This is a genomic window from Caldithrix sp., assembly GCF_056497305.1.
Genome location: NZ_JBSMDE010000092.1, coordinates 1 through 11,130, shown reverse-complemented (window position 1 = coordinate 11,130; position 11,130 = coordinate 1). Strand labels below are relative to the sequence as shown.

The 11,130-nt window shown below is 44.8% G+C and carries 8 protein-coding genes; 3 read left to right on the top strand and 5 right to left on the bottom strand.

Going from position 1 to position 11,130, the window contains the following annotated elements:
* The first annotated feature begins 787 nt into the window (after positions 1-787).
* Positions 788-1,003, top strand: a complete 216-nt coding sequence (locus ACWB0I_RS08170) for a hypothetical protein (RefSeq protein ID WP_479387564.1) — start codon at positions 788-790, stop codon at positions 1,001-1,003.
* Between the two features lie 44 nt (positions 1,004-1,047).
* Here ACWB0I_RS08170 and ACWB0I_RS08165 read toward each other — a convergent pair whose 3' ends face one another.
* Positions 1,048-2,175 carry a hypothetical protein gene (locus ACWB0I_RS08165; protein WP_479387563.1) on the bottom strand — a complete coding sequence of 376 codons (1,128 nt, stop codon included), beginning with the start codon at positions 2,173-2,175 and terminating at the stop codon, positions 1,048-1,050.
* 338 nt (positions 2,176-2,513) lie between these two features.
* Complete coding sequence (locus ACWB0I_RS08160; protein WP_479387562.1) at positions 2,514-4,961, bottom strand: cytochrome c3 family protein; 2,448 nt, start codon at positions 4,959-4,961, stop codon at positions 2,514-2,516.
* Between the two features lie 164 nt (positions 4,962-5,125).
* On the opposite strand from ACWB0I_RS08160, the gene ACWB0I_RS08155 reads away from it, so the two are divergent.
* Together ACWB0I_RS08155 and ACWB0I_RS08150 are read left to right on the top strand one after the other, a co-directional pair.
* On the top strand, positions 5,126-5,797 hold the full coding sequence (locus ACWB0I_RS08155; protein WP_479387561.1) for a response regulator transcription factor: 672 nt from the start codon (positions 5,126-5,128) through the stop codon (positions 5,795-5,797).
* Positions 5,787-7,175, top strand: a complete 1,389-nt coding sequence (locus ACWB0I_RS08150) for a sensor histidine kinase (RefSeq protein WP_479387560.1) — start codon at positions 5,787-5,789, stop codon at positions 7,173-7,175. The genes ACWB0I_RS08155 and ACWB0I_RS08150 overlap by 11 nt, the downstream gene beginning before the upstream one ends.
* A gap of 1 nt (position 7,176) precedes the next feature.
* Here ACWB0I_RS08150 and ACWB0I_RS08145 read toward each other — a convergent pair whose 3' ends face one another.
* The 3 genes from ACWB0I_RS08145 to ACWB0I_RS08135 form a co-directional block, all read right to left on the bottom strand.
* Positions 7,177-8,661, bottom strand: a complete 1,485-nt coding sequence (locus tag ACWB0I_RS08145; RefSeq protein ID WP_479387559.1) for a sensor histidine kinase — start codon at positions 8,659-8,661, stop codon at positions 7,177-7,179.
* Positions 8,658-9,386, bottom strand: a complete 729-nt coding sequence (locus ACWB0I_RS08140; protein ID WP_479387558.1) for a winged helix-turn-helix domain-containing protein — start codon at positions 9,384-9,386, stop codon at positions 8,658-8,660. The genes ACWB0I_RS08145 and ACWB0I_RS08140 overlap by 4 nt, the downstream gene beginning before the upstream one ends.
* A gap of 176 nt (positions 9,387-9,562) precedes the next feature.
* Complete coding sequence (locus ACWB0I_RS08135) at positions 9,563-10,306, bottom strand: spondin domain-containing protein (RefSeq protein WP_479387557.1); 744 nt, start codon at positions 10,304-10,306, stop codon at positions 9,563-9,565.
* Positions 10,307-11,130: the final 824 nt, after the last annotated feature.

Sequence of the window (11,130 nt, the reverse complement as noted above, 5' to 3'; positions counted from 1 at the left end):
AAGCCGCAACCACAAACATTTTCACAGAAATGTAAGTAACCACACAGAGCACAGAGAAGTATATATAAATTAAAAATTACGAATGACGAATTACGAATTAATTTGCGAAGGGGCAACTTATGCCCAGGCGGTGAGGAACCGTGCCGGGATGTCATTCTGAGTCCCCGATTTATCGGGGTCGAAGAATCCCTTACATTGGCAGAACATTCAAAAGAGCAATGTAACTCGTGCTTCAATCCGCGACTTTGTGAGGGCGAAGCATTTATGGCGAGCTTTTGTTTTAAAACCCATCCCCCCGCCCACCTTCCCATTAAAAAAAGAGAAGGGTGAGTTTTAATCTTTGCTTTGTAAAATTTGATTTCTAAATGTTCGTCTACTCATACGTTTGTGATTGCCCTGTAATTAGGCAGCTTAAAAATTTTCGCACGCTAAAGCGCTAGATCATTTGAAGAAAGAATTCTAAAAAAACACGTAAGCACGCAGGTCTAACACAGCCGAATAGGTGCATGTTTCAGCATCCCACGTTAAAGTCCCGTAGGGACGAAATGTTTGTAGCCCATCGCGTCAGCGGTGGGTAAAACAAAAACACAAAAAAACATGGATCGTCCTGTAAGGACGAAATAGGAAACCGTTTCAACGGTTTACACTTCTCAATTTCTTCTGTGTTTGTTTTAAACATTGCTTAAATTGCTATCCCTGCGACATTTGTTTGAATCCAAATCTAAGGCTGCAAAGCCGCAACTTTCAAAAAACCACAGAGTGCACTCGTTTGGCGAGGCGCAGCCGGTTGGAACGAAGCGCAAATCCCGATCCTCGGGAACAGGCCCGTCTGGCCGTGGCAACCGGACAGGCCCGTCTGGCTAGGCGCAGCCGGTTGGAGCGCAGCAAAAATCCCGTTTTCGGGGACAGGCCCATCTGGACGTCTGTCCAGCTGGACAGACCAGTCCACAATTCAACGGTTTTACTTAATCACACAGTACAAAAATTTTCGTATCTCGCCTAATCACTATGTCTTTTAGTGGAAGTATTCTGAGTAGATAAGCCTATCTAAAAGCTTAAGATAATATCCGGTATGTCGCCGCTATTATCTTCATCTCTCAGATATTCTCTCAACTCGCCCCAAAAAGCAGCCACCGCCAGGTAACGCAAAGTTTCCTCATCCAATTCATCAAACTCATCAAGGACCAAATCCACCAGGTCATAAACCTCTTCATCCAGTTCTATATTTTCAAAAATATAATCGAGAGAGTCGTACATGGCATTTGACAACTCTTCAAGGTCCATTTTCAGAATGAACTCTTGCAGTAGGTTGTTTAGCTTGGTCATTTGTTGTTGGCTCAACTCCGGCAGGAGCGAGAAGATATTTTCATCCGGCGGCCACTCTACCAATTCTTCATCCAGAAATTCATATATGAGGCGTAATCCATCTTCCAGAGCTTTCTGGCTATATATATCCAGAAACAGAACTCCACTAAACAATAAAACCGCCAGAGCATCAAATTCAGTTTCCGTATCTAAATTGCTGTTTAGGTAATCAGAGAAGCCGGGGAATTCCTCATCCAGGGCCAACACTTGATCAAGAATGTTTTGATCCGCAAACAGGTCCTCCATCGGCTCCTGTTCATCTGCTTCTTGCTCATCCGGAAGCTCTGAACTTAGAATCTCAATAAGTCGGGTCCCTACTTGCAGGCTACGCATCATAATGCTCTGATACAAACCACAACGCGTTATGTATTTCTCCACTCCTTCCCAATTTAACAGTTCCATGATAGCGCGCGTTTTTTCGATCATTTCCGGATTCCTTTCTTCCTCAGCCCGCTCATGCAAATCAGCAACGCGAGTGTAAATCGAATCTATATATTGGGGAGTCAGAAATTCTTCGCTCAATATTTCAATCAATGCCTGCAATTCGGCTGTTTCATGGTTTTTAATTTTTTTCTTTCTGCGCAACCGTTTATTTATTTTACTCTTTGCTTCAATAGCCCTCTGAATAAGAAGTGTCGGATCGAAGTACAGCCCATCTAATTCAGGCTCATATATTAAATCTGCCGTATCTTTAACTTTTTCCAGCACATTATCAACCAGGGGGAGGTTATAGTTGGGCTTCTTTCCCTTTAATGGTTCTGCCTTTTTCTTTTTTGGTTTTTTCTTTGTAGATTTTTTTGATTTACTCATCACACTTCCTCTTTATAAGGTAAACAAAAACAATTTAAAGATGACTGGCAAATAGGCCAGAACAAGGGCTTCTTTTTTTATACTTTATCGTGGATCTTTGCAAAAGGCCCCAATATGTCATTTTCAAAAAATTTTCAAACTTAAAATTACCTGTCTTTCCCATCTTGGGAAATTTTCAAAATGACACTAAAAAATATCTTTTTTACAGTTTACCTATTTTTCATCACTAAATAGAAATTAGCAGGAATAGGAGAGGTAGTCAATTTTTTTTAAAAAAAAAGAAGAGGCGAATTTACGGATTCGCCTCTTCTTTTGTTTGCGGTATGTCTACGCTTGTTTTATCTGGCTAGAATCATCTTTTTACTGGCCCGGAATCGGTCGGCCTTTAAGGTGTAGATGTAAACGCCGGAAGCCAGGTCCTGCCCATTAATGGTTATATGATGTTCGCCGGCAGGCATTTTTTGGTTGAGCAATTCACCCACTTTTTGCCCTGTAATCGTGTAAAGAGTTAAATGAACATCAGCCGCCTTAGGCAGATCGAAACTGATAGTTGTGGTTGGGTTAAATGGGTTCGGATAGTTCTGCTTAAGGGCAAAAGTGGAAGGCAATTGTTTATGGCTGGCAATCGCCGTTCCGCCTTTATGGATCGCGTCGACGTTTTCAAGAGCCCAGGCTAAAGTTTCATCGGTATGACAACTCATACAGGCATTTGCCAGTGTTTGATGAGCCTCGCCATTTTCATCCACACGTACATACTTACCATCATCGGTAAAGAACTTCCAGGTAGTATCTGTAGTGATGCTGAAAATATGGCTCTTAATATCGCCCTTATTAACAGACCCGCCCACAAAATCAATGGTAATTCCTACAGCAGATTTTGAGGATTTAGGCATATGGCAGCTGTAACAAGAAAGACCGGCCATCTCTGTAACCTTAACCTTGATATCGCTATGGCAGGTTTTACAGGTCTGGTCATCACCTTTGTAACCACCTAAATCATAGACCGTGCCTTTATGAGGTTCGTGGCAGGTAACACATTCCAGGGCTTTGTGCGGAGAAGCCAATAATTCTTCGTTTTGCTCATGATGCTTGGTAAAACCACCTTTGGCATCAATCTTCGTCACATCACCGCGTACATGACAGTTAATACATGCTTCAGATTTTGGAGGCTTGATAGAAGTTGGATTAGCAGCATGATCGGCGGCCGGGCCATGGCAGGCTTCGCAAGTCACACCAGGTTCGGACCAGGTACCATAAATACCGGGTAAACCATCCTGGTGCGGTCCGGCTTCACCGGTTGCCTCCCAACCCGTGGTATGGCAAGCGCCACAAGTGTAGGGTTTTCTGGGGGCCTCACTAGCATCGTAGCCTGACCAATGGGCATCCAGACCTAAATCGGAGTTAGTCAGATTCCATTGCCGTTCCGTGTCACCGGTTAAAATGTAACCTTCGGAATCCATGAAGCGGGCTTTCCAGCCATAACCACCAATCACATAAGTAATGTCGTTCCATGTAAATCCGCTGGGTGGATTGGGTACTCCCTCAGAGGTTCCTTCTGGATAGGTCGGTGGAGCGCCTGCAATCTTTTTCAGCTTATGAGGATGGCCCGATTTAAATACATCGTCATATATAGCGCTATGGCATGTTTTACAGGTTGCTGAACCAGCATATTCTCCAGCGCCATGAACCTTACCAGCATATTTAACAGCCCAGTCCAAATTTTCGTCGGTATGGCAGGTCATACAAACATTTTCTAACGTCTGATGCGCTTTACCATTGTCATCCACCCGTACATATTTCCCATCATCCGTTAAGAAGCTCCAGGTAGTATCGGTTGTAATGCTAAAAATGTGGCTTTTAATATCGCCTTTCATAACTGAACCGCCCTGGTAATCGATTGTAATAGCCACAGCTGATTTAGCGGTTTGAGGCATATGGCAATCCATACATTCCAGGTTGGCCATCGACGGGATATTAATCTTTTTATCGGCATGACAAGTTTTACAGGTTTGGTCTTCGCCTAAAAATCCACCTAAATCATAGATGGTTCCCTTGTGAGGATCATGACATGACGAGCAGCCTAAGGTTGAATGCGGAGAAGCTAATAACTCTTCATATTGTTCATGATGTTTAACCAGCCCACCACTAGCGTCAATCTGGTTTACATCGCCGCGGATATGGCAGTTGTTGCAATTTTCCTCTTTAGAAATATTGGTTGCACTTGGCGCGCTGGCATGATCGCTCCCCGGTCCGTGACAGGCTTCGCAGGTCACTCCAGGTTCGTTCCAGGTGCCATAAATTCCTGGCAAACCATCCTGATGCGGCCCGTTTTCATCTGTAGCTACCCAACCTGTGGTATGGCAGGAGCCACAGGTATAAGGCTTGCGGGGGGCTTTATCCGCATCATAGCCTGACCAATGAGCCTCCAGGCCTAATTCCGAGTTAGTCAGGTTCCATTGCCGTTCCGTGTCTCCGGTCAAAATGTAGCCTTCGGAATCCATGAAGCGGGCTTTCCAACCATAGCCGCCAATCACATAGGTGATGTCATTCCAGGTAAAACCACTTGGCGGATTGGGTACTCCTTCAGAGGTTCCCTCCGGATAGGTCGGAGGAGCGCCTTCGATCTTTTTCAGCTTGTGCGGATGGCCCGATTGTATCACCTCATCATAAATTGAGCCATGACAGGTTTTACAGGTTTGCGATCCGACATAATCCTGCGCTGTGGTTACACTAAGAAATGAAAAGATAATTAGAAGGCATAAAAATCCCTGTACACTTTTTGGCATGTCAACTCCTTTCATTAGATTCAACACTGGGAATTCTACGTCGTTTAAAATTTACAAAACGAAACCTGAAATTAAAGGGGTAAGTTATGATTTTTTTTTCATTTTTTTGCTTTTGTCCGGCATTTTTTCTTAAAATAGAGCAGAAAAAAAGATGAGGGATCGCCATGCACGTACTCATTGCCGAAGATGAACAGAGTCTGGCTCACTCGCTGCAAAAAAGTTTCCAGGCCGAAGGATTTAAGGCTTCGGTCGTTTATGATGGAGAGGCTGTTTTAGACTTTTTAAATGAAAACGATTCTGTTGACCTTTTGTTACTGGATTGGCGCATGCCAGGAAAAAATGGTTATGAAGTTTGTAAAACGCTCCGCTCCCAGGGGAACAAAACACCCATTATCTTACTCACCGCTTTAAGCGATATTTCCAATAAGGTGGAAGCCTTAAATGCCGGGGCCGATGATTACATCACCAAACCCTTTGCCTTTAAAGAACTCTTTGCACGCATCAATGCGGTTCTCAGGCGTGTACAAACAAACAGAGAGAGTCTTAAATTTGGTGAATGCCAGCTAAACGTGGTCAATCATGAAGTGCGTTCTGCCTCCGGTCATGTAAAACTTTCAGAAAAAGAGTTTGAACTACTCTATTATTTCGCGCAGCATAAAAATGCCATCATCACCCGCGAACAAATCGCCCGAGATATCTGGGGACTCAATTTTTTACCATCAACCAATTTCATTGAAGCAACCATCAAAAATTTAAGAAAAAAACTGGCAGAGGTTACAGATTGCCATCACATCAAAACGGTCTATGGGGAAGGATATACGTTTATTGAAGAATAAATACTTTACGCGGAGCAGTTTACGGATCATTCTGTTCAACACCTTTACCATGCTGGTCTTTTACGGCGTCTTCAATGCCTTCTTTTTAATTTTATTGAACAGGCATCTGGAAAAAGAAATTGATCTGGCATTGATTCACGAGATGGATCATTTTGTGATGGCCATATCGGTGAGAGGCGATAGCCTAACCTTTTTGAACAACGACGAACTGCAGGAACGGGGCCTTCGGGAATTAACGGAAAAGCCTTATTTTTTACAGGTTCTGGACCGCACTGGGCGCATTCTTCATCAAAGTCGGAACACCCGATATCTCTCTGGCATCCCGGTGCATTTTCCCCTTTATTTCGACACATTGACCTTTGCCAATTATTATGTGGACCATTTTAACCTTCGAACCTGCTATGCACCAGTAAAAAAATCAGGTAAAATTTACGGTTACCTGCAGCTTTCCACGCCAAAGTCGGCCGGCAAAAAATTACTATCCAATGTCATCTTTTTTGACATCATTACTTTTCCGCTGGTTTTACTGGTCATTTTGAGCATTGCCTACATGAACGCCCAGCAATATCTGGCTCCCATCCGCAAGATTATTCAGATAACCAGGCGGATTTCAGCCACGGACCTTTCCAAGCGTTTGTATTACGACGCAGACCCTTCCGATGAGATGGGACAATTACGCGATACGCTCAATCATTTATTCGATCGCCTGGAAAATCAAATAAACCAAATCGCCCAGTTTACAGACAATGCCGCCCATCAGTTAATGTCGCCTTTAACCATTCTTAAAACCGAACTGGAATTTCTCACCAGAAGGGAACATTCGAATCCTGAATGTGTCCAGAGCTTTAACGTGCTGATTGAACAGACCGACCGCATGATCAAGATTATCAACACCCTGCTGATCATCGCCAAAGACGACATGGCCCACAAAACCGAAACATCGATTATTACGGTCAATCGAATATTAAAGCAATTGACTTCCTACTACAACAATCGCGTGGTGTTCACCATTCCCAATACCGATCTTTTTCTTAAGGGGAATCCGGAATATTTTTCCATGGCTCTGCAGAACCTGATTGACAATGCCCTGAAATATTCCGAAGACGACACGACTGTCCAGGTCCGCCTGAAACAGAGGGACCACACACTTCACATCTCTGTTATTGACGAGGGCATTGGAATTCCGGATTTTGAAAAACGGCGCATCTTTGAACGCTTTTACCGCAGTGAATCGGCTGCCAACAAAAAAGGATTTGGTCTTGGTTTAAGCCTGGTACAGAGCGTTGTTAAGCGGATGAACGGAACCATTGAAGTTAAAGACAACCATCCCAGAGGTACCATCTTTGAATTGAGCTTTACCCTCTTAAAATTAGAATAGTTTACACGCTTAGTCCAGGTGCAGACCAGGTATTGAGGGTAAAAATAAAGGCGCTACCCTGCCCAGGGCTGCTCTCAGCAAAAATTTCTGTGTTGTGCAGGTCAATAATTTTTTTGGTAATGGCCAGTCCCAATCCGGAACCACTGGATCGCTTCGCCTGGCCTTTTTGGCTCCTGAAGAAGCGATCAAAGACAAACGGCAAATCCTCTTTTGCGATGCCCGGCCCTGTGTCTTTGATTTCAATACGAATTTGTTTTTTTAAGGCAGAAGCGCAGATTAGAATGGCGCCGCCCAAGGGCGTATAGTGTAAGGCATTGTTGATTAAGTTCGAAAATACGCGCTCAATCAATCCAACATCGGCAAAAACCTGCGGTAAACCGTCGGCCGCAGAAATGGTAATCATCACCCCTTTTTTGTCGGCAGCCGGCTTAAATTTCATGGCCACATCGTAGATCAGGTCCTTAATCGAGAAAGGTTCGAAGCTGGGTTTAATCTGGTTGGCTTCCAGCTTGGATAATTCAAACAGTTGTTCCACCAACTTTTGCATACTCTGGGCCGTTTCGGAAATGATCTTAATGTACTGCTCACGTTCCTCATTTGTAATCCGCTGCCCTTTGATCTGGATGGTCTCCAGATAGCCCTGAATCGATGCTAAAGGTGTGCGCAAATCGTGAGAAATATTGGCAATCAATTCACGCCGTAATTGATCCGTATTTTTTAAGGTTTCAATACTGCGTACGATTTTGTCAGCCATTCGGTTAAAAGAGCGTGCTAATTGTCCCAGTTCATCATAGGATTGCACGGCAATACGTTGGCGTAGGTCTCCCTGTTCAAAATGCTTCACCACCTGGTGCATGCTCCGTAAGCGTCGGGTTAACAGAAAGAACAAAATCAAGCCAATTAGGGCTGTAAAGATGAGCGTGGTAATCAAGCCTTTAACAATGGTGCGACTCAGGTATTGTTGACGAATGGCGCTGATGGCCGCATCGTACAGCTGGCCGCCTAAAATGATGTACAGGTATCCTTTTGCCTTTCCGATTTGTAAAGGAGCCGCAGAAAAGGGCTTTTTACTGCCAGGGTTCCGCGGATCATCCCCCATCAGGAGCACCTGATCGGATGCCGTTAAAAACTGTTTAATCGGCTGCAGGTCGACCGACCTGACTTTCACCTTCTTTTGCGGATCGGCAAAAAAAGCCAGAATTTTTCCCTGAGCATCCAGAAGGTAAATTTCAATTCGAGGATTCAGGACCATCATATAGTGAATGGTATGGCCGATGGTAGCGATATCACTACTATCTTTGAGCAGCGGTTCCAGCTCTCTGGCCATATTGGCCGCCAGATTCAAATTCAAACGCTGATCCGCTTCCTTGTAATAGGTGTTCCAGGATTGTAACGTAATGCCAATCTGCAAGGCGCCTAAGAGAATGAGGAGTAACAAAAAGACCGCAGAGAGGCGAACATAAAAAGAATTCCAGATGGTTTTCATGACACGGCTTCCTCGGTAACCTCAAAGCGATACCCTACGCCCCACAGGGTTTTGATGTATTGTGGATTGGAAGGGTCCTGTTCAATCTTGTTTCTCAGGCGATTAATATGAGAGTTTACCGTGTGCTCATAGCCTTCGTATTTGTAACCCCAGACCAGTTCAAGCAGCACCTCTCTGCTGTAAATGCGACCTGGATGTCGGGCAAAGAGGACCAGCAGATCAAATTCCTTTGCCGTAAGCTCTATTGTTTTCCCATCCAGAAAAACCTGATGCTTTTCCAGGTCGATGGTTAATTTTCCGGCCTCAATCAGCACACTCTCTTCCGCTTCGGTATTTATTTGTTTTTCCAGATCAATTCTTCTTAAAATCACCTTTACGCGCGTAATAAATTCTCTGACGCTGAACGGCTTGGTGATGTAATCGTCTGCTCCGAGCTCCAGCCCCAGTACTTTATCGAACTCTTCGGATCTGGCGGTTAACATGATGATGGGAATGATTTTGTTCTGTTCTCGAATCCGTTTACAGACTTCAATGCCGTCCATCTCTGGTAGCATTAAATCCAGAACAATCAATCGGTAAGTATTTTGTAGCGCCATTTCCAGACCCGTTTGGCCATCAAAGGCTGTATCCAGCTCAAAGCCCAAATCGCCAAGATTTATTGCCAGTAGTTTTACAATCTTCCGGTCGTCTTCGATGACCAGAATTTTGTAGTTGTTTTCGGTCATAACGTTTAATCTCAATCTTCATTTTTTTACAATCTATCAAGCATGGAAAGCAGGCCTTTCCCCTGACCAGTGTTTTAATAAAACTAAATAATCGTTGTATTATTCCAGTTTTGGGAAGCAAACAAAAACAGAGCCGGCGATCTATTTCAGCTCGCCGGCACGTTTCTTTGCGGATGTTAACGGACCATTTTGATGGTTAACCTGGCCACAGGGCCATGCCATCCATAGGTCTGCGCATCCAGATCGCCGATTCCTTTTATGCCCTTGTGGAATTTAATGCGCTGATGGGTGGGAATGCCCTGAAAAGGATGGCCACAGCAAGGACCGGGAATATGAGCTGCCAGTTCCGTATTTTTCTCCGAACCTGCGTCGTAAGCCTTTAGGTAGTAAACCGCGGTACCAAAGCGCGGCAAATTAATGGCATCGACTCCGGTAAAGGCATCGTTGGTGTTAACCAGCATGGTGACCAATGATAATTTGTGAAAACCGGGTCTGGCCTTAATGCGCACGGTAGTCTGAGCACCAGGCAACACAACGCCACCGCCCTGTGCCACTTCCAGAACCTGCGGCGATTGGTTTAACATTTCGACCATGGGTCCGCTGACGGCATCCTGGGCAATCTGAGCCAATTCTTCTGAAGCAAAGGCGCCCAGGCGAAAGATATGAAATAGCGGCGTGTGCGTGGTAAGCAGTGGCGGCGAAAAGGGTTGACTGGCTCCGTCGCCGGTTAAAGGCGTTATATTCTGTAAGGTTACCTCGAATTCAAATTCCTGATCGGCGGCCACGCCCGGTTCAAAACGGTCGGTTTCCAGGGTCGCCTGTTGTTCAACAGTACGGTTAAATCCGGCCGGTTCCTGGTTACACCCCCAGATAAGGGCCAGAGCCAGAGTTAACAATGATGCACGAATGAGATGTCTCATAAAGACCTCCTGTTTAGGTTAAATTTCCGTTACTGTGTCAATCTACAGGCCGATTCTCACAAACAGTTCACAAAGAGTTTGAAAAATTTTAAAAAGAAAGGGAGTATTCTAAGGCAGCAAAGCCGCAACCATTAAAAAACCGCAAAGGACACCCGTCTGGCACCGGACAGGCCCGTCTGGCAGCACCAGCCTGACAGGCAAAGAATTAATTTTAATTAAAAATTACGAATTACGAATTATTTTGTGAAGGGGCAAGACGGGCCCAGGCGGTGAAGGCCTGTGCCGGCATGTCATTCTGATCCCGATTTATCGGGAAGAAGAATCCTTTACACTGGTAGACTGAACTCCTCCTCGCCCCGATTTTCGGGGACAGGCCAGTCTGGCAAGGCGCAGCCGGACAGGCCATTCAACCATTCAACAATTCAACGACTTTATTTCCTCATACAGCGCAAAAATTTTCACACGCTAAATTGAAAGACCTTTTAAGGGAAGTATTCTAAGGCAGCAGAGCCGCAACCAAAAACTTCTTTAAAAAATGACAGGCCGATGCCCCGGAACCTTTAAACTCTTACACTCTTAATTCTTCTCCTCCAACAGCGGAAGTCATTTCACGAATTAGCCCTCACCCCCTCGATCCCCCTCTCCCAGAATAAAAGTCTGGGAGAGGGGGAAGGATTACCACCTGTGTTGAAGATTTTCTTTCATGGCCCCATTCACGATCAGTGTGAATTCGGAATGTCAGCCCGATGCTCATTCAACCATTCAACAAATCAACAATTCAACAGTTTCACTCCACCACACGGCACAAAAATTTTCGCACGCTA

Bases quoted from the DNA above. Each gene is read 5' to 3' on its own strand.
- ACWB0I_RS08145 (WP_479387559.1), bottom strand. From the start codon at position 8,661: ATGAAAACCATCTGGAATTCTTTTTATGTTCGCCTCTCTGCGGTCTTT.
- ACWB0I_RS08165 (WP_479387563.1), bottom strand. From the start codon at position 2,175: ATGAGTAAATCAAAAAAATCTACAAAGAAAAAACCAAAAAAGAAAAAG.
- ACWB0I_RS08135 (WP_479387557.1), bottom strand. From the start codon at position 10,306: ATGAGACATCTCATTCGTGCATCATTGTTAACTCTGGCTCTGGCCCTT.
- ACWB0I_RS08140 (WP_479387558.1), bottom strand. From the start codon at position 9,386: ATGACCGAAAACAACTACAAAATTCTGGTCATCGAAGACGACCGGAAG.
- ACWB0I_RS08160 (WP_479387562.1), bottom strand. From the start codon at position 4,961: ATGCCAAAAAGTGTACAGGGATTTTTATGCCTTCTAATTATCTTTTCA.
- ACWB0I_RS08155 (WP_479387561.1), top strand. From the start codon at position 5,126: ATGCACGTACTCATTGCCGAAGATGAACAGAGTCTGGCTCACTCGCTG.